The sequence below is a fragment of the Nocardia sp. NPDC060249 genome (assembly GCF_042728755.1).
In the GTDB taxonomy this organism is placed as follows: Bacteria; Actinomycetota; Actinomycetes; order Mycobacteriales; family Mycobacteriaceae; genus Nocardia.
This window is the reverse complement of record NZ_JBHXAQ010000004.1, coordinates 235,962-256,671: the sequence shown is the minus strand read 5'-3', so window position 1 is coordinate 256,671 and position 20,710 is coordinate 235,962. Positions and strand designations below refer to the sequence as shown.

18 protein-coding genes are annotated in these 20,710 nt (G+C 67.8%); 11 read left to right on the top strand and 7 right to left on the bottom strand.

The genetic code is table 11. The features are described 5' to 3' along the window. Positions 1 to 8 precede the first annotated feature (8 nt). The 3 genes from ACFWFP_RS18145 (at position 9) to ACFWFP_RS18135 (ending at position 3,159) form a co-directional block, all read left to right on the top strand. On the top strand, positions 9 to 1,097 hold the full coding sequence (locus ACFWFP_RS18145; RefSeq protein WP_379296402.1) for an MCE family protein: 1,089 nt from the start codon (positions 9 to 11) through the stop codon (positions 1,095 to 1,097). Continuing rightward, on the top strand, positions 1,094 to 2,272 hold the full coding sequence (locus ACFWFP_RS18140; RefSeq protein WP_379296400.1) for an MlaD family protein: 1,179 nt from the start codon (positions 1,094 to 1,096) through the stop codon (positions 2,270 to 2,272). Before ACFWFP_RS18145 ends, ACFWFP_RS18140 begins: the two co-directional genes overlap by 4 nt. A 128-nt stretch (positions 2,273 to 2,400) precedes the next feature. Then, positions 2,401 to 3,159 carry a hypothetical protein gene (locus ACFWFP_RS18135; RefSeq protein WP_379296398.1) on the top strand — a complete coding sequence of 253 codons (759 nt, stop codon included), beginning with the start codon at positions 2,401 to 2,403 and terminating at the stop codon, positions 3,157 to 3,159. A gap of 87 nt (positions 3,160 to 3,246) precedes the next feature. Here ACFWFP_RS18135 and ACFWFP_RS18130 read toward each other — a convergent pair whose 3' ends face one another. The 6 genes from ACFWFP_RS18130 to ACFWFP_RS18105 form a co-directional block, all read right to left on the bottom strand. Next, a complete protein-coding gene (locus tag ACFWFP_RS18130) occupies positions 3,247 to 3,801 on the bottom strand; it encodes a ribonuclease H (RefSeq protein ID WP_379296396.1) in 555 nt (184 codons plus the stop codon). 10 nt (positions 3,802 to 3,811) lie between these two features. Beyond that, positions 3,812 to 4,285: an SRPBCC family protein gene (locus ACFWFP_RS18125; RefSeq protein ID WP_379296394.1), complete on the bottom strand. Its 474-nt coding sequence runs from the start codon at positions 4,283 to 4,285 to the stop codon at positions 3,812 to 3,814. 71 nt (positions 4,286 to 4,356) lie between these two features. Then, positions 4,357 to 5,574 carry an L-2-hydroxyglutarate oxidase gene (gene lhgO, locus ACFWFP_RS18120; RefSeq protein WP_379296392.1) on the bottom strand — a complete coding sequence of 406 codons (1,218 nt, stop codon included), beginning with the start codon at positions 5,572 to 5,574 and terminating at the stop codon, positions 4,357 to 4,359. Further along, positions 5,571 to 6,272: a hypothetical protein gene (locus tag ACFWFP_RS18115; protein ID WP_379296390.1), complete on the bottom strand. Its 702-nt coding sequence runs from the start codon at positions 6,270 to 6,272 to the stop codon at positions 5,571 to 5,573. The genes lhgO and ACFWFP_RS18115 overlap by 4 nt, the downstream gene beginning before the upstream one ends. 508 nt (positions 6,273 to 6,780) lie before the next feature. Next, positions 6,781 to 7,572 carry a TIGR03084 family metal-binding protein gene (locus tag ACFWFP_RS18110; protein ID WP_379296388.1) on the bottom strand — a complete coding sequence of 264 codons (792 nt, stop codon included), beginning with the start codon at positions 7,570 to 7,572 and terminating at the stop codon, positions 6,781 to 6,783. A gap of 99 nt (positions 7,573 to 7,671) precedes the next feature. Continuing rightward, positions 7,672 to 9,027, bottom strand: a complete 1,356-nt coding sequence (locus ACFWFP_RS18105; RefSeq protein WP_379296386.1) for a hypothetical protein — start codon at positions 9,025 to 9,027, stop codon at positions 7,672 to 7,674. A gap of 169 nt (positions 9,028 to 9,196) precedes the next feature. Here ACFWFP_RS18105 and ACFWFP_RS18100 point away from each other — a divergent pair, with 169 nt between their 5' ends. From ACFWFP_RS18100 to ACFWFP_RS18080, 5 genes are all read left to right on the top strand, one after another. Next, complete coding sequence (locus ACFWFP_RS18100) at positions 9,197 to 10,072, top strand: 3-hydroxyacyl-CoA dehydrogenase family protein (protein ID WP_379296385.1); 876 nt, start codon at positions 9,197 to 9,199, stop codon at positions 10,070 to 10,072. Positions 10,073 to 10,076: 4 nt separating this feature from the next. After that, the gene (locus tag ACFWFP_RS18095; RefSeq protein ID WP_379296383.1) at positions 10,077 to 10,973 is read left to right on the top strand and encodes a hypothetical protein; all 897 of its coding nucleotides are present in this window, start codon (positions 10,077 to 10,079) and stop codon (positions 10,971 to 10,973) included. 151 nt (positions 10,974 to 11,124) lie between these two features. Beyond that, positions 11,125 to 12,921, top strand: a complete 1,797-nt coding sequence (locus tag ACFWFP_RS18090; protein ID WP_379296381.1) for an HSP90 family protein — start codon at positions 11,125 to 11,127, stop codon at positions 12,919 to 12,921. Further along, the gene (locus ACFWFP_RS18085; protein WP_379296379.1) at positions 12,921 to 15,752 is read left to right on the top strand and encodes a hypothetical protein; all 2,832 of its coding nucleotides are present in this window, start codon (positions 12,921 to 12,923) and stop codon (positions 15,750 to 15,752) included. Before ACFWFP_RS18090 ends, ACFWFP_RS18085 begins: the two co-directional genes overlap by 1 nt. Before the next feature lie 30 nt (positions 15,753 to 15,782). Continuing rightward, positions 15,783 to 17,582 carry a serine/threonine-protein kinase gene (locus tag ACFWFP_RS18080; protein ID WP_379296377.1) on the top strand — a complete coding sequence of 600 codons (1,800 nt, stop codon included), beginning with the start codon at positions 15,783 to 15,785 and terminating at the stop codon, positions 17,580 to 17,582. Between the two features lie 317 nt (positions 17,583 to 17,899). On the opposite strand, the gene ACFWFP_RS18075 is transcribed toward ACFWFP_RS18080, so the two are convergent. Continuing rightward, entirely contained in the window at positions 17,900 to 18,517 is a 618-nt protein-coding gene (locus ACFWFP_RS18075) for a TetR/AcrR family transcriptional regulator (protein ID WP_379296375.1), read from the bottom strand. Between the two features lie 167 nt (positions 18,518 to 18,684). On the opposite strand from ACFWFP_RS18075, the gene ACFWFP_RS18070 reads away from it, so the two are divergent. From ACFWFP_RS18070 to ACFWFP_RS18060, 3 genes are read left to right on the top strand one after another with little or no spacing between them, the layout of a single operon-like run. After that, positions 18,685 to 19,380, top strand: a complete 696-nt coding sequence (locus tag ACFWFP_RS18070) for a hypothetical protein (protein ID WP_379296373.1) — start codon at positions 18,685 to 18,687, stop codon at positions 19,378 to 19,380. Between the two features lie 30 nt (positions 19,381 to 19,410). Next, positions 19,411 to 19,581: a DUF2613 domain-containing protein gene (locus ACFWFP_RS18065; RefSeq protein WP_082844323.1), complete on the top strand. Its 171-nt coding sequence runs from the start codon at positions 19,411 to 19,413 to the stop codon at positions 19,579 to 19,581. After that, positions 19,578 to 20,651: a DUF3068 domain-containing protein gene (locus ACFWFP_RS18060; protein ID WP_379296371.1), complete on the top strand. Its 1,074-nt coding sequence runs from the start codon at positions 19,578 to 19,580 to the stop codon at positions 20,649 to 20,651. The genes ACFWFP_RS18065 and ACFWFP_RS18060 overlap by 4 nt, the downstream gene beginning before the upstream one ends. Positions 20,652 to 20,710 lie beyond the last annotated feature (59 nt).

Here is a 20,710-nt window from a genome sequence, read left to right as displayed (position 1 = left end):
ACCGACGAATGACGATGAAGGCCCGCCGCGCGCTGCTCTCCGCGGCCGCACTGGCCACGGTCACGATCACGACCGGCTGTGGTTTCACCGTGGAGGATCTGCCGCTGCCCAAGCCGGGCACCGGCGGCGAGACCTACACCCTGCACGCGAAGTTCGAGAACGCGCTGAACCTGCCCGATCAGGCCAAGGTGAAGGTCGGTGGTTCTGATGTCGGCGTCGTGTCGGCGATCACGACCAAGAACTTCGAAGCCGTGGTCGACATGGAGATCAACACCGATTTCAAGCTGCCGAAGGGCAGTACGGCGGAGTTGCGCCAGGCCACTCCCCTCGGTGACGTCTTCATCGCGCTGAGCAGCCCGAAGAACGCGGCGGGCGCGCCCGATATGGCCGCGGGAGACACGTTCACCCTGGAAGCCACCTCGGCCGGCGCCACGGTGGAAGAGCTGCTGGTCTCGGTGTCGATGCTGTTCAACGGCGGCGGTGTCGCCAGCCTGAGCCGGCTCGGCACCGAACTCGGCTCGATTCTCAACGGCCACGGCACCGAACTCGGCCATCTGATCTACGAGATGACCGGTGTCATCGGCGAACTGAACGCCAACAGCACCAAGGTCGACTCGGTGCTGACCGAGTTCAACACCCTCGCCAACACCATCGAGGCCAACAAGGGTCAGCTCGGCCAGGTGGCCGACACCCTGCCCCAGGCCATCGGCGCGATCGCCGAGAACAACCGGGCGATCGGTGACCTGCTCAGCAAGCTGGCTACGGCCACGGCCGCCATCGGCGACTACTCCAACACCACCGGTGACCAGCTGTCCGAGCTGCTCACCAATCTCGACAACCTGATGAACGCGCTGGCCGCGACCGGCGACGACTTCGGCTACGTGATGGATCAGCTGCACGCGATCCGACCCGGCGCCAACCAGACGTTCAAGGGCAAGAGCCTGGCGCCGTACGCGACGCTGACCAACCTCGATGTGGGCCTGCTGACCGACCCGGCGAACAGCAAGCTCTGGGACTTGAAAGATGTGAACGATTTCGTCGGCAGCTTCATCCAGGTGCTGCAGATCGTTCAGGGCCGAGTGGGAGGCCACCGATGAGCAGGCTGAAGAAGTTCGCGAGCAGCAAGATCTTGCTGGCGAACAGCGCGCTCGTAGTCGTGCTGTTGCTCGGTGGGACGTACCTGCTGGTCAACGTGATGCGGGTCAATCCGCTGCGGTCCGAGTACGACGTCACCGTCAACCTGGATCGCTCCGGCGGTCTGCAGCCGGGCAACGACGTGACCATGCGCGGATTCCGGATCGGCAAGGTCACCTCGATCGAGTTGATCAACGACGGCGAGGCGATCGCCGCCAAGACCCGGATCGACAAGGATTTCAAGATCCCGGTCGACACCATGATCCAGGTGGCGGCGCTCTCGGCCGCGGGCGAGCAGTACATCGACTTCCGTCCGAAGAGCGATGTCGGCCCGTTCCTCCGCGACGGCGCGGTGATCAAGTACAGCCCGGAGCAGATCCAGACGCCGGTTCCGGTGTGGGCTGTGCTCGACGACACCAGCGCGCTGATCGCCCAGGTGAATCCGAAGCAGTTCGACGTGATCCTCGACGAGCTCGACATCGCGCTCGGTGCCGGTCCCGATCAGCTGCGCGGCCTGATCAACGGCGTCAGCCTGGTGGTGGCGGGTCTGGACAACCTGCTTCCGCAGACGGTGAACCTCATCGCCAACCTGCGGGTGATCGCCGAGACCACCTCGCACGCCCAGCCCGATCTGCAGACGCTCACCCAGAATTCGGGTGCGCTGCTCACGCAGTTCAACAACGCCAACGCCGAGCTGCAGAGCGTGCTCGACAACGCGCCCGCTCAGTTCGAAACGCTCGGCGCGGTGCTCGACGCGACCGCCGATCCGATCAGTTCGCTGGCGGCCAACTTTGTGGCGATCACCAAGGCCGCGCAGCTGCGTACGCCCGCGCTGCGGCTGCTGTTCCCGTCGCTGGCACTGGGTCTCGGGTCGATCAGCGCCCCGGCGCACGACGGCGAGTTCCACACCATCATCGACATCTGGCCGCGGCCGACGTGTAACTACGACACCGCGTACCGGCGCAACGAAGAGGTACAGGACGGCAGCATTCCGAAGTGGAACTACTGCACGAACCCGACCCCTGACCTGCAGATCCGTGGTTCGGCCAACGCCCCGCGCCCGAACGTGCCCAACAACGGCGCGCAGATGCCGCCCGGCGTCGACCCGAACGAGCGGACTCCTATTCCCGCCAACTGAGATGGTGCCCGGCCAGGCTGTTCACAGCTTGACCGGGCATACTCGCGGGGAAGACGTGTGGCCCGGCTCACGGACCACAATCGGAAATCGGTGCGATATGTGCGCCGGGAAAGAGCAGGATTGATTCGATGACCAGCGACGATGCCCAGAGTAAGTCCGATGCTGCCGCGGCAGACAAGCCCGATCTGGCCAAGGCCGACGACACCGTGAAAGGTGCGGCGGCGACTCCCGAGGTCGATCAGCCGACTGTCAAGGCACAGACCGTGACCGAGGCGCCGGCTCCGGCCGCTGCCCCGAGCGCGGCATCGAGCTCGAAGGGCTGGATCGCCGCAGGTGTGGCCGGTGTGGTCGCGGTCGGCGCGATCACCGCGGGTGTGGTGTTCTTCCTGCAGAACAGCAACAAGGCCGAGAAGCTCGACGCCATCGCCGAGTCCACCAAGGCCGCCTGTGACTACGGCGCCATCCTGGCCAATTACGACTACTCCAAGGATCTCGACGGTTACATCACGTCGATGAAGGCGGGCGCCACCGGCGACTACCTCAAGGAGTTCAGCGACGCCAGTGATGCGCTCAAGGGCGCCATGGTGCAGGCCCAGGTCAAATCGACCGGTGAAGACGTGCAGTGCGCCTACATCTCGGGCAGCACCGACGACGTCAAGGCCATGGTCACCATGACCCAGTACCGCACCAACTTCACCCAGACCCAGCCCGACCGGATGATGTTCGCGATCGAGATGAGTCTCGAGCGCTCGGGCGACAAGTGGCTGGTCAGCAAGCTGGATTCGCCGCTGCTCAAGAACGGCGGCGGCGACGCCACCGGTGGTACGGCGCCCGGTCAGACCGTTCCGTCGCCGGCGCCCGCGCCTGTCCCGACGCCCGGGAACTGAGCGCACCGAGCTGATCAATCGAAACGCCGCGGGCAGATTCATCGCCCGCGGCGTTTCGTTGTGCGATCCCACTCCGGTCGCACGCGCCTAGAACAGGGTGAGAGTCCCTGCTACCGGCGCATCGGTGGCGACCGACTTCCCTGTGGAGACCATATCTTTTGCGGCTGGCGCCGCGGGTTCTCGGGCGGCAGGCGCCGTGGGTAGGAGCACCCCTTCGCGGACCGCTCGTGCCGCTTCGCCCGCGAGTTTGTCGGCTTGTTCGTTGAAGTAGTTGCCCACGTGACCGCGTACCCAGCGGAAACGCACCGGTCCTTCGCGGCCGGTGATGGCTCGGTCGATCTGTTTGATGATCTCGACGTTCTTCACCGCGCCGCCGGTGGAGGTGCGCCAGCCGTTGCGTCGCCAGCTGGTGATCCATTCCGAGGCGCACTTGATGGCGTACTGGGAGTCGCTCTCGATGAGCATCGGTTCGGCGCCGGGGTGGGCGAGGATGGCTTCCAGTACTCCGCGCAGTTCGGCGATCTGGTTGGTGCCGCTGGCCGCGCCACCACTGTCGGCGGGCCCGGAATGATTGACCCACGCCCAGCCGATGGCACCACCGGGATTGCGCAGGCAGGACCCGTCGGTGCTCACGATGATCATGACCGCCACCCTAGGCGATGCGGCCGACAAGATCGGTACCGTGGAATGCCTCTATCTCCCTTCGCAACCGCGATTCCGTTCGGCGCAGTGCCGATTTCGCGGCCGCGTCGACGAGGCCGTGGCACAGGCGGCCGAACATGCCGCGTGGTGGTGGATAGTCGGCTTCGGAGGTCAGGACCGACCGTTCGTAGCCGAGTGGATCGAATCGCAGGGTAACGGTTCCGTATACCCGCCCACGCAGGGTATACCCGATCACGGCATTGCGCCGATATTCGGTGATCTCCACCGATGATCGCAGCGGGATCACCCCGAACAACCGGACTTTCACCGCGAACGCGGCGCCCAATCCCTGATCCGGTTCGCCCAGCGGCGCGACGTCGGTGACGCCGAACAGCCACTGCGGCGCGTGGCGGAAATCCTCGGCGTAGGCGAAAGCCGCATCGACCGGTGCGCCGACGTCACTCGCAAACCTGATGTGGCCCATCGGCCCTCCCTGTTCCGGATGGGTTTCCTCGCCCACGCGTACAGGAACCAAAAGTACTACAAATATCCTCTTTATTTAGCGGAATGGAGTTGTTCGACCAGGTATTCCGCGATCGGCATCGCCGAAGTGGCGGCCGGGGAGGGCGCGTTGAGCACGTGGATGGAGCGCGGCGTCCGTTCGATGAGGAAGTCGTGGACCAGGGTGCCGTCACGCAGCACCGCCTGCGCCCGGATTCCCGCGCGGTGCGGGAGCAGGTCGCCGGTGCCGAGTTCAGGACAGTACTTGCGGCATTCGGCGAGGTAGCCGCGCTTGAACACCGAATTACGGAGCTCGCGGATCCCGGTGGCGAGATGGTCGCGGGCCACCCGGCGCACGCCGGCGAAGCTCAGCACGTCGACGGCGTCGCGCCGGTTCACGCTGCCCTTGCGGTAGCCCTCCCGCGACAGTCCGAGCACCGCGTTGGGGCCGACGGTGAGATCGCCGTCGATGGTGGGACTCAGGTGAACGCCGAGGAACGGCAGCGCGGGGTCGGGTACCGGATAGATCAGCGTGCGCACCAGCTCCGCCCGCTCGGCGGGGAGCCGGTAGTACTCGCCACGGAACGGAACGATACGAAAGTCGGTGTTTATCCCGGCCTTTCGCGCCATTCGGTCGGCTTGCAGGCCCGCGCACACGATCAGTGTGCCCGCGGTGACCGAACCGGCGGGACCCGAAACCGTGACGGCGGAGACGCTCTCGGTGATCGCGTCGACAGCGGTGCCGAGCAGAATCCTGCCGCCCATCGCCTCGACCTCGGTGGCGAGCGCGGCGGTGATCCTCGTGTAGTCGATGATGCCGGTGGCGGGCACGAACAGCGCCCCGACCCCGGTGATCCGTGGTTCACGCCGCCGCAGTTCGGCCGCGTCGATCGCCTCGACCTCCACGCCGTTGGCGATCGAGCGCTCGTACAGCGCCAGCATCCGTTCGTGCTCGGCGGAATCGGTGGCTACCAGCAGCTTTCCGCATTCGCGGAACGGAATGTCGTGGGCCGCGGCGAATTCCTTCGTCCAGCGCGCACCGGCCCGGCACAGCCGAGCCTTCAAACTGTCCGGGGGGTAGTAGATCCCGGAGTGGATGACGCCGCTGTTGTGCCCGGTCTGATGCGCGCCGAGCGTGGCTTCCTTCTCGATGAGCACCAGGCTCGCCTCGGGATACTCGGTCAGCAGCCGATGCGCGGTGGCCACGCCGACGATGCCGCCGCCGATCACGCAGAAGTCGTACGCACCGTTCGAGGCGCCGCGAGGAGTCACACGCCGACGGTAGTCGGCAGTTCCCCGGTCGACGACCGCGGTGTCTCGGCCTCGCCGTCGTCCTCGGCCGATTCCGTGGCAGTGCCGGGGGTCTCGGCCGGTTCGGTGCCGGTGCCCTCGACCCGCAGCGTGTGACTGCCGAGGCCGGGGTCCGACAGGACGAACACCAACTCGCCACGGCGCGCGTCGAATTCGGTGTGCAGCGCGGTCACCGCGCCCGGATCAACGGTCAGGCCGAGGTATTTCGCCGCCACCGTCACGAGGTTGGTGTCGACGGTGAACGCCACGGTATCGCTGCGCGGCGGTGTCACCTGCGCGCCGACATAGGTGCCCCCGATCCCCACCCGCCCGGTCAGCGGTGAATTGCCCGGTCGCGCACCGACTCCGGATTGTTGCGCGGTGATCGGCGTGCGCGTGGCGGCGGGAGCCGAGCGCTCGGTGGACAGCGATGGCGCGCCGAAGGACATCGCCAACTCCACGTTGCCGACGCGGGGTCCGGAGTCCTCGACCGAGAAGGGGCGGTGGTGGCCGGGGTTCGCCGGTGCGGTCGGCCCCGCGAATTCGGCGGGCGGCGGGGTGAGTCGCGGCATGTGATTGACGATGTAGGCGCCCGCGGCCACGGTGAGGCAGAGGCTGGCGGCGCCGGAGAAGATGATCGCGGACAGGCGCACGATCTGAGCAGGTCGATGTGCGGTCACGATGCGGTTCCCTCCTGTGGCTGTGGGTATACCCGAGTTGAGCGGGCCCGCATCGTTGAAAGCCACGTGCTGATACCTACGGTACCGAGTACCGCCCGCAGTGACCGCCTCACACGGCTGAGATCAGAGCCACATCCGAAACGGCGCCGTATCAGTCCTAGTCGGGGCGGGTTTTCGGTTGGGCAAGTGTTTCTCACACCGGGTAACGGGTATCTGAAGGGAGCAGGCGAGCGTCATTCACGACTGCCACGGTGGTCACCCCCGGCCAACGACGTCCGGGGCAGTCGGCACGAATGGCGCTCTGAGACTGGCGCTCGCCTGTGTTTATCGGCGCGCTGGCGCGCGCGTGTCCGCGGCCCTGAGGGGACGCCGGTCAGGCACCGGTGCTTGCTCCTTCGTCGCCTACGCACCGGCGCCTGACCGGCGGCCCGGCCGCGGACCGGCCACTTCGTGGCCGCCGCTCCCTAGGGGTCGCGGGTGCGGGGCGGGAGTGCGGTCATGACGGAGTTCAGGCGAACTGGCCTGCTTCGCGGCCCGGTCCGGGGGGGCCTGCGAAGGCTTGGGCGATGGCGAGCCAGTGGTCGGCGTCGGGGCCTTCGGTGGTCAGGGTGGTGTCTTCGCGGTGGCGGCGTTGGGTCGCGACCAGGCAGAAATCGAGGGCGGGGCCGGTGACGCGTTGGGGTGCGTCTTCGGGGCCCCAGGTCCAGAGGGTGCCGTCGGGGGCGGTCAGTTCTACGCGGAATTCTTCGGTGGGGCCGGATTCGCCGTTGACCAGGTAGGCGTAGTTCCTGGCGCGGACGCTGATGTGGGCGACGGTGCGCAGCCGGGCGGTGGGCACGCGGGTGACGTCGAGGGCGTCGGCGACGTCCTGGCCGTGGGCCCAGGTTTCCATGATGCGGGCCGAGATCATCGACGCGGCGCTCATCGGGGGGCCGAACCACGGCAGTTTGGTGCCCGCGGGGACGGCGGCCAGCGCGGCGATCAGCCGTTCGCGGCCGCTCTGCCAGCGGACCAGCAGCTCGGCGGGTGGGGTCTCGGCGATTTCCTCGGCGCCGTCGTCGACGATGGTCAAGCCGCGCGGGGCCGCTTCGGCGAGGAACTCCGCGAAGGCCCCGGCGTCGGTGGCGGCGATCAGCGACACCTCGTCGGTCCAGGTCAGGTGGGCGATCTGGGTGGCGATGTCCCAGCGTGGCGCGGGGGTCGGCGTTTTCCACTGCTCGGGGGTCAGCGGTGCGACCAGGGTTTCCAGATCCGCGCATTCGGCGGCGTAGTCGTCGAGCAGCGCTGCGAGGTCAGCCATGGAGTTCCCTTGCCGATCATGGCGCGACCCGGTGCCGGTGCGCCGTCGTCACCAAGAGTCGCAGCGACCGTCAAAAAATGCAAGCACGCGTGCTTGTTATTACCAGCCGAAGGTCAGCAGGTGCAGCGCGCCGACACCGATGCCCAGCGCCCCACCGTGCAGATACAGCAACCACGCGTCCTGTTCGACCGACGCGTAGAACATCTCCATGAACTCCCCGGGCGTCAATGTCCGCAGTTTGCGCGCCGCGAAGTCGTCGATCTTCTTCGCCTGTTCCAGCACGAACTGCTCGTCCTCGATCATCGTGCGCGCCGAAACCAGCCCGGCTCCGGCGCCGGAGACCGCCAGATTCTCGAATTGTTTCTTGCCGAGTGCGGCACGCACCATGAACGCGGTCGCACCGAGCTGCTTGTGGATCTCCTCCGACACCACCCGCTCGATGAGCTGACGAGTCTTGTCCCCGTTCGGCCCTTCCAGGAGCTCGACGGACAGGTTCTCCACGGTCAGCACCTGGTAGGCCAGGATGTGGGCGAGGTCGGTGGCGGCCTGGGGCTGACGCTTGGCCAGCAGCGCCTGACGCCACAGATACTTGTAGCGCGGCTGCGGATCGCCGGGTTCGAACACCATCTTGATCGCGATCACGTTCACCGTCACACCGATCATGGCCGACGCGAACAGCACGATCACCCAGGCCGGGATCGCGCCGAAGTACGGGATCTTCGAGTGTATGTGCAGGTAGAGCGCCAGGATCAAGCCGAAGGGCGCGCCGAGCAGGCCGATCCGCGCCATGAACTTGAGCTCGGGCGCGGCGATGGTGGTGGTCAGGTCCTTCAGGATGGCCGGGTTCTTCTCCAGGTACCGGATCACGAAGTTCTTCACGTCGAGCAGCTGGTCGATATTGTCGCCCAGGCTCTCGAACGCGCGCCGGCACAGCGCGGGCAACTGCCGGTCGACCCGCTGGTAGATGGCTTGTTTCACGGGTCTGGGCAGCGAGCGCCACAGGTCGGGGTTCTCCCGGTACATGATCTCGTCGACGATCGGCTGCACCTGATCGCGCGCCCGTTCGGCGAGGTAGTCGCCGATCCCGTCGAGGTCGAGCTCATGGATGAAGTCGCGTGGGCTGCCGATCCGCAACAGGGCCGAATCGACGCAGATGCTCGCCATTTTCTCCGCGCGTGCCGGGATGAAGCCCTGGAAACCGAGCATGCGCCCGTCACCGGAGAACGTGGGCAGCACCTGCACGCGCCGCGGTAGGTACGGGTACAGCACGTGCAGCATCGGCACCCGGAAGCCCTTGAAGTACAGCGGCCAGAACAGCATCAGCACACCGGTCCAGTTGGTGAGCCAACCGGCGAGCGCGCTGAAGATGGGAAAACTGATCAGCTCGACGACGAACTTCGACTGCCCCGTCAGCTCTTCCCAATCGATGAAGAGTCCGGAGGCGAGTGTGGTCATCGAGGAGCCCCCTAGTGCTGACGCGCGAAATACGTGAAGAACGTGAGGATAAGGCAATCACATTCTGACCGGTCGTGACGGGGTGTCAACGCAAGTCGGAGCTACGCTGGCATGGCTGTTGTGCGCGTCACTGAGTTCTTCCCCCGTCGCCTGTGCAGAGGGAGTCGCTGTGAGCATTGTTCCGAAGAATCATTTCGAACGTCCGGTCGCGGTGATCGGTGGTGGCACCTTGGGTCGAAGGATCGCCCTGATGTTCGCCACCAGGGGTGGCGAGGTCCGCATCATCGATCCCGATGGTGAGGTCGGCAACGCGGCTGTGGCCTTCGTGGAGAAGCAGCTGCCCGAGGTGGCCGCGACGGTGCCCGACGGCAAGGCGGGCACCGCGGAGTATGTGCCCGATCAGGCCATCGGCGTGAAGGGCGCGTGGCTGGTGGTCGAGGCGGTGCCGGAGATCCTCGACCTGAAGAAGAAGGTCTTCGCCCAGCTCGACGCCGATGCCGATGCCGATGCGATCGTGGCCTCGAACTCGTCGTCGTACGCGAGCCGGTTGTTCACCGAGGGTTTGACGACCAACGACCGGATGCTCAACACCCACTTCTATATGCCGCCGCAGTCGACGGTGCTCGACGTGATGTCGGACGGGCACACGTCCCAGGACGTCCTCGACTTCGTCCTGCAGACCTTCCCGGAGTACGGCCTGCACCCGTACCTGGTGCGCAAGGAGTCGACCGGCTTCATCTTCAACCGCATCTGGGCCGCCATCAAGCGCGAGTCGCTGGAGGTGGTTCACGAGGGTGTGTCGATTCCCCAGGATGTCGACGAGATGTTCATGCGGAATTTCGGCACCGAGGCGGGCCCGTTCCGGATGATGGACCAGGTGGGCCTGGATGTGGTGCTCGATATCGAGGAGCACTACGAGCAGGAGAACCCGAACCTGCCGAAGGGGCCGGTCGAGCTGCTGAAGAAATATGTCGACGCGGGCAAACTCGGAATGAAGACCGGCGAGGGTTTCTACGACGACTACCCGAAGCCGAAGCAGGGCTGAGCCGATGACCGAGATAGTCGCGCTGGATCTCGCAGCAGGTGCGATGCACGCTATTTCGCTCGACGGCAAACACGTGCGCACCGTGGTCGACGGCCTCGATCGATTTCCCGACGGCGTCGTCGTCGACAAATTGCGTGGCCATATCTATTGGACCAACATGGGCGCCCCCGACGCGCGGCCGGAGCCGGGCGTAGAACCGGAGTTCTTCTCCCGCAACGGTTCCCTCGAACGAGTCGACCTCGACGGTGGCAACCGCACCACGATCGTCCCGATCGGCGCCTTCACCACCGGAAAGCAGCTCGCCGCCGATTTCGAAGGGGGCAGGCTGTATTGGTGTGATCGCGAGGGCATGCAGATCCTCACCTGTGATCTGAACGGTGACGATCTGCGCGCGCTCGTGGTGACCGGCGCGGGCGATGCCGACGCCTACCTCCCGCGCAACTGGTGCGTCGGCCTCTGTCTCGACCTCGACCGCCGCCTGCTCTACTGGACTCAGAAGGGCGCGGCCAAGGGCGGCGAGGGCCGGATCTTCCGCGCTCGGATGGATCTGCCACCCGGCGTGGACCCTGCCGCGCGCAGCGATATCGAGCTGCTCTGGGAGAACCTGCCCGAGCCGGTCCATGTCGAACTCCACGGTGTCGGCGATCTGGTCTGGACCGACCGCGGCGCCGCCCCGCACGGCAACGCGTTGTACGAGGCCAAGGTTCAGCCGGAGCTCGGGTCCCCGGCGATCATCTCCACCGGGTATCGCGAGGCGATCGGCGTCACCGGCTTCGATTCCCGCTTCTATGTGAGCGATCTCGGCGGCACGATCCGCTTGGTCGACATCGGCACCGGAACCGATACCGACCTGGTCCGGATCGGCAGCCCGCTCACCGGCATCGCCCTGGCCGACCTGTAGCGCCGCGGTTGCCGCGCACCCGCGATGCCCACTGACCCGAACCCCGCTCGCCGCGTTCTCGGCGGAGTCGAGCGCCGAGAACTGCGGCGCCAGCTGTCGGAGATGCAGTTACAGTGACCGGGCAGATGGTCAGCGTTTGGGAGGGAACCCGGTGGAGCAGGTATTCCAGGTCGACTTGCGGGGCATCGTCGACCTGCTCAGCCATCATCTGTACGGCAGTCCACGGGTCTACGTCCGCGAGTTGCTGCAGAACGCGGTCGACGCCATCACCGCCCGCCACGCCCTCGACCCGAAGGCTCGCGCGCGGGTCAGGATCGAGACGCCCGCGAGCACCGGCGACGGCACCATCCGCGTCCATGACAGCGGCGTCGGCCTGACCGAGGCCGAGGTGCACACCTTCCTCGCCACGATCGGCCGCAGCGGCAAGCGCGACGACCTCGGTTTCGCCCGGCACGAGTTCCTCGGCCAGTTCGGCATCGGCCTGCTGTCGTGCTTCCTGGTCGCGGACGAGGCCGAGGTTCTCACCCGGTCGGCGCGCGGCGGCCCGACCGTGCGCTGGACCGGTTTCGCCGACGGCCGCTACCGCGTCGAGTCCGCCGCGAGCGAACGCGACGAACCCGGCACCACCGTGATCCTCGCGCCCCGCCGCGGCGCCGAGCAATGGCTCACCCCGACGACCGTCGTCGAGCTGGCGCGGCTGTTCGGTAGCCTGCTGCCATTCGAGGTCACCGTCGACGGTCAGCCGATCACCGAGCCCGAAGTCCCTTGGCGCGCAACCCACCCCACCCCTTCGGACCGAGCGAACGCGCTCGCCGCGTACGCCGAGGACACCTTCGGGTTCACCCCGTTCGCCACATTCGATCTCGCCTGTGCCGAATCCGGTGTCACCGGTGTGGCTTTCGTACTTCCCCAGCCGGTGAACCCGGCGGCCAAGGCCGGGCACCGGGTGTATCTGAAGCGAATGCTGCTGGCGGAGAGCGTCACCGGGCTGTTGCCCGACTGGGCCTTCTTCGTTCGCTGCGTGGTCGACACCACCGAGCTGCGCCCCACCGCGAGCCGCGAAGCCCTCTACGAGGACGATCTGCTGGAGAGCACCAGGGCAGCGCTCGGCGGCCGGATCAGGGACTGGTTGGTGGAATTGTCCACCTCCGACCCGTCGGCGCTGCACCGGTTCCTGCGCATTCACGATCTCGGTGTGAAGGCTCTCGCCCTGCACGACGACGACATGTTGCGCCTGGTCGACCGCTGGCTGCCGGTGGAGACCAACGCGGGCCAGATCCCGCTCGCCGAGTTCCGCCGCCGCTTCGGCGAGGTCCGCTATACCCCGTCGGTGGAGGAATTCCGTCAGCTCGCGGCGGTGGCGAGTGCCGCGGGCATCGGACTGGTGAACGGCGGCTACTCCTATATCACCGACATTCTCGAGCGTTTGCCCGCGATCGATCCCGAAATCCGGGTGCGCCGTTTGGATCCCGCCGAACTGGCCACCCATTTCGACCTCGTGGATCCGGCGACCGAGCTGGCGCTTCGCCCCTTCCTGAGCACCGCCCAGCGGGTACTCGACCGCCTCGAATGTGAAGTGGTGCTGCGTACTTTCGATCCGCCGTCGCTGGCCGCGCTGTATCTGCTCGACCGCGATGCCCAGCATCGCGCCGAACTGCGCGCCACCCGCGAGGTCGCCGACGAACTGTGGGCCGATGTTCTCGGCGCCTTCGATACCGACCAGGCGGGCGACCGGCCACAGCTGGTGCTCAACTATCGGAATCCGCTGGTACGCCGCATCACCGGGCTCGCCGACGCCCGTTTGGTCACCACGGCGGTCGAGGCGCTCTACAGTCAGGCACTGCTGCTGGGCCAGCATCCGATGCGGCCGGTCGACACCGCCCTGCTGAACAAATCATTCGTCGGGTTGCTCGACTGGGCGGTTCACGATCCCCGCGGAGAGCTCTGATGTCCGACGCCAATACCCCCGACGACCTGCAACGCCTGCTGTTCCAGGCCTACGACATGCCCTACGGCGACGCCAAGGACGCACTGCTGGAACAGGTGCTGCGGCACGCGGACGCGGGCGCGCACACCGAGCTCGCGTTCCACGTTCGGATGGCGATGGTCGACGCGTACGGCCACGGGATGAGCCCGGCCAAATTGTTCGTCCCGTTCGCCCGGTGCCTGGCCGAATACGATCGCGACCCCGGCGCCCACGAGTCGTGGGTGGCGCCGTCGCTGCGGTGGAAGTTCAAGACCGCGGTGGGCGCGATGACGAAATTCCCCGAGGTGCCGATGGATCGGGCGCTGGCCGCCCTCGATCAGATGGAACGCCGCTACCGGGTCGAGGGGCAGAGCCTGAACGCGGTGTACGGCCGCAGGCATCGGGTGGCGGTTCACATCGGCGACCTCGACGCGGCCGCCGAGTGGTACGAAAGGTGGTGCACCACACCGCGTGACGAGAATTCGGACTGCGAAGGCTGCGACCCCACCAACCGCGTCGCCTGGCTGGCGAGCCAGGGCCGCGACATCGAAGCCGTCGAGCTGGCCGGCCCGGTCCTCGCTGGTGAACTCGGCTGTTCGGAGCAACCGCAGCTCATCCTGACCGAACTGCTGCTGCCCTACCTGCGCACCGGCCAGCTCGACGAGGCGCGCAGCGCGCACCGCCGCTCCTACCGCCTTTTGCGCACCAAACCGCAGGATCTGGCCGCGATCGGCGACCACCTGGAGTTCTGCGCGCTGTCGGGCAATCAGGTGCGCGGCCTGGAGCTGCTCGAGCGCCACTTCTCCTGGCTCGATCGCGCACCGAGCCCGAAGGACGCGCTCGCCTTCCTGAGTTCGGCGGCACTGCTGCTGCGCACCCTCGTCGACGCGGGTAACGGTGACGCGATGGTGCACCGCCCGGCCGCCGCCGATCGCCCCGCCGCCGAATCGTCCGCGCGGGTGATGCACGGGGAGCTCACCGGCGAAGCGCTGGCCATCGCCGCGCGCTTCGACCACCGCAACGGCACCGATCACCAGACGGCGTCGGTCCACAGGAAGCTGGCGAGCGAGCCGATCGTCGATTACCTGCCGCTGTCCGCGGCCGCCGCGCACCGAGTGCCGGTCGAGCCGGGTCCGGCGGCAGCGGCTGTCGAGTTCCCCGAGCTCACGACCCTCGAACTGATCGAACGCGCCGAACAGGCGACCGCGCGGCACGCGCCCGCCGAACTGCGGGCCCTGGCACAGCGGCTGGCGGCCGAGCCGGAGCCCGCCGATGCCAGCCTGGCCGGTCGACGAGCTTGCGCGCTGGCCGGCGCAGCGTTGCAGACGACCGATCACGACCATGCCGAATCGCTGTTGCGCCGGGCGGCAGAGTATTTCGCCGCCACGGGCGAGGAAGATCGACGCCAGTCCGATCTGGGTCGGCTCGGCCTGCTCCTCAGCAGGCACGGCGACGTGGCCGAAGCTGTCGGGCTGCTGCGGGATTCGCTGTCGCACCTGGCGAATTCGCCCGATCCGCAGACGAGAGCGGCTGCGACGCTGCGGCTTTCCGGCGGCATGTTCGCACTGTTCGATCGCGGCGAGCTGTCCGGCGAGGACGCCGCCGAACTGCCGGCGTTGCTCGACCGGGCCGCGGCCGACGCCGCTGAAGCGGGCGACGACGTCCTGCTCGGCAATGTCGCCCGGCACCGAATGTATCTGCACCAGAACAACGCTGAACTCGCCGAAGCGGTCGCGGCCGGGCGGGAAGCGGTCGCGGCGTATCGCCGGTCCGGTCTGGCGTGGCGGGTAGCCGATGCGGCCCAGTACCTTTCGGGAATTCACCTGGACGCGGGCGATTCGGCCGCGGCGCTGGAAATGATCGATGAGGCGGTGCGAGTGGTCGATGCCGACCTCCCCGACAGCCTGCGCCTCATCGTGCACGCCCGCCGCGGTGCCCTGCTCATCCACCTGGACAGGCAGGAGGAGGCGGTCAGCGACCTGTTGACCGCCGTCGCGATCGGGATCGCGGCGGGTAGTTCGCAGGTGCCGTACGCGCAGTGGGATCTGGCTGTCGCCTACCGCGCCGTCGGCCAGCTGCTCGACGCCGCCGACCAGGCCGAGGAGGCCATCGCCGGGCTGGAGCGCGTGGGGGCGCTCGAGCAGGCCAGGGCCTGCCGCTTCCTGCTGGTGGATCTGCATCGCCGGCTGGATGAGGACGAACCGGCACTCATCGTCCTCGACGAGATCATCGAATTCGACCGCGCCACCGGCAATCTCGGCGGCGAGTCCGCTGCCCTCGTCGAGACCGCCGATCTGCTCGACGTGCTCGATCGCGATGCCGAGGCCGCCGAGCGTTATGTGCTGGCCGCCGAGGTCGCCGAGAGATTCGGTGATCCGGTGCGCGTGGCCTACTGCCGCTACAGCGCGGCGCTGTCGCTGCACTGGACCGGCGACTCCGCCGCCGCGATCACGGCCGTCACTGTCTCCGACGAAGCGATCGCGGCGCTCGCCACCGCCCACCCGGACACCGAACTGCTCACCTGGCACACCGCCAGGCACAACCACAACGCCGCCCGGATCCTGCGTCGCGCGCAACGGCCCGCCGACGCCCTCCCCCGCGCCGACGCCGCCGCCGCGGGCTTCCGCGCCATCGAGGCCGGTGACCAAGCCACCCGCTCCGACTACGAGCGCGCCGTACTCCTGATCGAGCTGAACCGCCCCGCCGACGCCGAGAAGATCCTCACCGAGGCGGTCGCCGACCTGGCCGACGACCACGCTGCCAAGCCGATGCTGTCGGAGTTATTGGCCGACACCCGAGCCCAGCTCGCCTGATGCTCAGCTGATCCGAAGGAATCACCCGCGATGCAACCGCTCGACCCGAACGATCCTCGGCGGATCGGTGACTACCGACTGCTGGGCGTGCTGGGTGCCGGGGGCATGGGCAAGGTGTATCTGGGCCGGAATCCGGGCGGGCGCACGGTCGCCGTGAAGGTGATCCGCCCGGATCTGATCGATGCGGAGTTCCGTGCGAGGTTCCGTCGTGAGGTCGCGGCGGCCCAGCGCGTCGGCGGCGCCTTCACCGCGCCGGTGCTCGACGCCGATGTCGACGCGCCGGCGCCGTGGCTGGCCACCGGCTATGTCGCCGGGATCTCGTTGACGGACGCGGTGGCCGAGTTCGGAGCGTTCGCCGAGCCCGCGCTGCTGGCGTTGGCACACGGGCTCGCCGAAGCGCTCGTGGCGGTGCACGCGGCGGGCATCGTGCACCGCGATCTGAAGCCGTCGAACGTGATGCTCGCGATCGACGGCCCCAAGGTGATCGATTTCGGCATCGCCAGGGTGATCGCGGATTCCGCGCTCACCACGACCGGAAAGTTCCTCGGCTCACCGGGTTTCATGTGTCCCGAGCAGGTGAGCGGCGAAACCCTCAGTCCCGCCGGTGATGTCTTCGCGCTCGGTGGCGTTCTCACCTTCGCCGCCGCGGGCCACGGTCCCTTCGGCGCCGCCGAGGTGATGCAGATGCTCTGGCGCATCGTCTACGAGGAACCTCGTCTCGAGGCAGTGCCGGCGAGTCTGCGGTCGCTCGTCGCGTCCTGCCTGGCCAAGGATCCCGCCGCCAGACCGACACCGGAACAGGTTCTTTCGCGGCTGGCCGACATCGGGGCCCCCGAACGATCCGGTTGGTTACCGCCACAAGTGATCGCGCACATCAGTACGAATGCCGTCCGCCTGCTCGACCTGGATTCCGGTCCCGCCGACCCACCCGGTCCACCGCATCCGGACGGGGCCGCGACCTCCGCGCCCGGGTGGGCGACCGCGTCCTCGGCACCGAACCCGGCAGCCGCGAACCCGTCCCGGAACTCGCCGACCGGCTCCTCTCTCTCGAACGGGCCGAGCGCGACAAGCGGATCGGCGCCGACTCCCTACCGGCAGACCGGTGGATTCACCTCCGGTCCCGCCGAAGCGGCCAGGCATGGCGCCTTCCGCACGGGACCGAATGCCGCGGCGATGGGCAGCGAATTCACCCCGCGGCCCTTTGTGGTCGCCCACAAGCCCGCCGACACGTCGACCGGCCACCCGTGGCCCGCACCACCGCGCGCCACCGCGTCCCGGCGCACCCGCACTCTCCTGATCGCCGCCGCCGCAACGGTCGCGGTGGCCGTCGCGGGCGGTGCCTACCTGATCGGCAGCCAGCTGACCGCCCAGTCCGCCGGCGGCACCGCAACGAGCACCGCCACCGGTTCGACCGCCACCGGTTCGACCTCCGAATCCGCGAACCCGACCACGGCCGCACCCGGTTCGACCGCCACCGAATCGGGCACGACCACCGTCCCGGCGGAGTTCGTCGGCACCTGGAAGGGCCGGGCCGCCGACGGCCCCGTCCAGTTCGACATCGAACTCACGATCGCCGCGGGCGGCATCGGTCAGGAACTCGCCACCTCCGCCAACACCGGGACGTTCTCGCGCGACCGCTGCGACCGTGCGGAAACCCTCACCGAGGCCGCCGCCGACCGCCTCACCTTCCGCGCCAGGCTCACCGCCGGTAGCGGATGCTTCGACCAGGGCGCGATCTCGACGGTCACGCTGCAACCCGACGGCACGCTGGCCTATCGAACCCCTGGTGTCCTCGGCGGCACCATCGCGGGCACCCTGCGGAAAGGCTGACGATGCACTCCGACCGAACTGGAACAGGTTGCCGCCGGATTGCTCGCGGCTGCGGTGGTGAGCGCTCAGCCGGTCATTTGTCCAGGATGGATCGCTCGCCCGGGTCCGTGTCGGGGGTGCTGAGAAATGACCGCCGCCCTTGCATCACCCCAGGTGACACCGGTCTCAGAAATTCTGGCATTGCGATCTGGGTCACTAATATGTCAAACTCTCGCCCACACTGTGAAGCCAGTCGGTCTCACAATGTCTGGAAAGGGAGTCGATTGAGCAGGCGGCAGGTGAGCGAAGTTGCCACCGTCCCGACGGCTGCCCGCAAGTCAGTCGATCGTGACCAGCGCCAGTGCCGCGCCGGTGAGCAGATCGACCAGCTCGTCGACGGGCGGGCGCGTCTGGCGCAGCAACCATTCGTGTGCCACGCCCGTGACCGCCCCGGTGATCAGCGCGGTGGTCAGCTCGGCATCGCCGCGCAACCGCACCCCCACTCGGGCCAGCGCCCCCTCGATCAGTGCCGACCAGGCATGCCTGCGGGTCCGGCGATGGTTCTCCATTCGATCGCTCACCCCGACCACCTCGATCAGCGCCACCTGCGCGCGATAGGGGTCGGAGCCGAGCGACTCCAGGTACGCGCCGAAGCCGGCCCGCAGCGCGAGCTGCGGATCGGTCGAGCCGAGCGCGATCAGCGCGGTGCCGACCGCGGCCGCCGCGTCGTCCTGGATCCGGTCGTAGGCCGCTACCAGCACGTCTTCGCGGGTCTCGAACTCCTCGTAGAACTGCCGCTTGGACAGCCCGGCCGCCGCGCACACCTCGGCGAGCGAGCACGTGGCGTATCCACGTTCGGCGAAGATTTGCGTCGCTGCTTCCAGGAATCGCAGTCGGCGTTCGGCTTTCCGCGCGACGACCGTACGACCCCCATACCGCCTGTCCGCTGTAGTCACCTCTCCAAAGTATCTGAAACCCGGAATAACACTGACCTTTCCGGGTCGCTTCATCTATCCACCGAACAAAGGACGGCCGACCAGTGCTGAGCACCCGAGCATCGCGGACCGCATTGTCCGCCCTCGTACTAGCGGCGGGTGCGGCACTCGTGGCACCCACGCCCACGATGGCTGCCCCGCAATCCGCCGCGACGCAGCCGAGCGTCCCCGCCATCGCCGAGAACGTCCCCTCCGAGACGCTCGCAGCACTGGCTCCGACGATCGTAGGCGCGATCTCCGCCCCCGGCCCCATCGCCGACGGCGGACAGGCCGCGATCCTGGCCCAGGCACGCGTACTGCTGGCCACGCCCGGCATCCCGGCGCAGGTCAAGGCCACCCTCGAAAGGGTCATCACCTTCCTCGACGGCAGCGGCGGCGGCGGTCCCGAACTGCCGCCCTCGGACGGTCCGCGCATCGCGCAGTTCCTCTACCCGACCATCGGCAAGGGCTGCATCGGCCCGACGTCGGATTCCGTCGGCACCGCGCTGGCCGTCCCCGGCCCGGCGACGCTGCCGCCGCCCGGACCGGCCGCGGGCCAGACCGGCTTCGTCTTCACCGCGCTCGGCACCAAGACCGCCACGGTCGTGCAGAATCCGCCGATGACGGTGCAGTGGGTCAACCTCGACAACCGTCGCACCGGTACCCAGCCGCTCACCACCGAGGCGGGCATCAACGCCGACGGCCCGGCCACTCTCACCGCTATCGCCGACACCGGTCCCGGCCGGGTCGCAGCGGTGATCACCGGTTCGCTCACCACGGTCACCGCCGATGGTGACCGCACCTGCTCGTTCGCCCCGACCCTCGGTTTCTTCTCCGTCGGCTGAGTCTCGCACCACGCAATTGGAGTTCGATCTATGAAGTTTGTCGTCCCCGGCCTGGTCAGCGGCCTGGCCGGCGCGGTCATCGGGGTGATTGCCGTTCTCGGCATCACCGCGGGCGCGCAACAGAATTCGATCCCGGCGCCCGAGGAGTCCGGTGACCCGGGCTCGTCGCTGCTCGGCAACGTGCAGTACGGCTCGCGATGAGCAACGTACGCAGGCTCATCGCCTGCATCCTCGTCGGTCTCGGCGCGCTGCTGCTCGCGGCCGCCGTCATGATCCCCACCTACACGGTCGGCAAGGTCGCCAAGACCCCGCTCGACCTGCGCATCACCACGATCGCCAAGAGCGTGCCCGGCGAGGAAAGCCTCGTGCTGGACGCGAAGTCGCTCACCGCGACCGAGGGCGCTGCGAAGGTGAACACCAATGTGCCGCTCGTTTCCCAGCGCTTCCTGACGGTCGAGGAGCCCTCGGGCGCCGACGAGATGACCGTCCAGGCCGGCCAGACCCTGCGTCGTGACGACCAGGACCCCAAGGACGGCCTGCTCACCGCCTCGGTCGACCGCGTCACCATCGACCGCGTCACCGGCGCGCCGATCGACGCCTCGCCCAACGGTTCGATCGCCGTGGCTCAGGACCCCAAGTCGGGCGCCGCGATCCCCACCGAGTCGCAGCGACGCGGTCTGCAGTACCGCTTCCCGATCGGCACCGAGAAGAAGTCGTACCCGTACTTCGACCTCAACGCCCGCGCCACCTACGACATCGATTTCGTCGAGGAGTCGGAGATCAACGGCGTGCCGGTCTACCACTTCCGGCAGAAGATCCCGGTGACGAACATGTGGGACGTCGTCAAGCACCCGTCCCATCAGCTCGCTCTGCCCGCCGCCAAGTGGGGCCTCGAGGGCACCGAGCCGGTCACCATGACCCGCTTCTACACCAACACCCGCGACGTGTGGGTGGAGCCGAGGACCGGCGCGGTCCTCAAGGGTGGCGAGAGCCTGCACATGTACTACGGCCGTAGCGCCGAGCAGGTGGACGTCAACATCCTGAAGTCGCACCTCGTCTTCGACGAAGAGACCATCGACGCTCAGATGGCCGTCACCCAGGAGAGCCTCGACAAGCTCGACCTGTACGGCAAGACCCTGCCGATCATCCTCGGCATCCTCGCCGCGCTCTTCCTCATCGGCGGTGCGGTCCTCGGATTCCTGAGTTCGGGCTCCACCTCGGGCCGCGCGTTCGATCCCCCGACCGAGCGGATTCGTTCCTCGAACCTGTAAGCCACCTGTCCACAACTCGGCCTCCCCCGGTCCTCAACCCGGGGGAGGCCGAGCTGTTT

Coding starts and splice junctions, on each gene's coding strand:
- ACFWFP_RS18145 (WP_379296402.1), top strand. CDS start 9: ATGACGATGAAGGCCCGCCGCGCGCTGCTCTCCGCGGCCGCACTGGCC.
- ACFWFP_RS18140 (WP_379296400.1), top strand. CDS start 1,094: ATGAGCAGGCTGAAGAAGTTCGCGAGCAGCAAGATCTTGCTGGCGAAC.
- ACFWFP_RS18135 (WP_379296398.1), top strand. CDS start 2,401: ATGACCAGCGACGATGCCCAGAGTAAGTCCGATGCTGCCGCGGCAGAC.
- ACFWFP_RS18130 (WP_379296396.1), bottom strand. CDS start 3,801: ATGATCATCGTGAGCACCGACGGGTCCTGCCTGCGCAATCCCGGTGGT.
- ACFWFP_RS18125 (WP_379296394.1), bottom strand. CDS start 4,285: ATGGGCCACATCAGGTTTGCGAGTGACGTCGGCGCACCGGTCGATGCG.
- ACFWFP_RS18110 (WP_379296388.1), bottom strand. CDS start 7,572: ATGGCTGACCTCGCAGCGCTGCTCGACGACTACGCCGCCGAATGCGCG.
- ACFWFP_RS18105 (WP_379296386.1), bottom strand. CDS start 9,027: ATGACCACACTCGCCTCCGGACTCTTCATCGATTGGGAAGAGCTGACG.
- ACFWFP_RS18095 (WP_379296383.1), top strand. CDS start 10,077: ATGACCGAGATAGTCGCGCTGGATCTCGCAGCAGGTGCGATGCACGCT.
- ACFWFP_RS18085 (WP_379296379.1), top strand. CDS start 12,921: ATGTCCGACGCCAATACCCCCGACGACCTGCAACGCCTGCTGTTCCAG.
- ACFWFP_RS18080 (WP_379296377.1), top strand. CDS start 15,783: ATGCAACCGCTCGACCCGAACGATCCTCGGCGGATCGGTGACTACCGA.
- ACFWFP_RS18070 (WP_379296373.1), top strand. CDS start 18,685: ATGGCTGCCCCGCAATCCGCCGCGACGCAGCCGAGCGTCCCCGCCATC.
- ACFWFP_RS18065 (WP_082844323.1), top strand. CDS start 19,411: ATGAAGTTTGTCGTCCCCGGCCTGGTCAGCGGCCTGGCCGGCGCGGTC.
- ACFWFP_RS18060 (WP_379296371.1), top strand. CDS start 19,578: ATGAGCAACGTACGCAGGCTCATCGCCTGCATCCTCGTCGGTCTCGGC.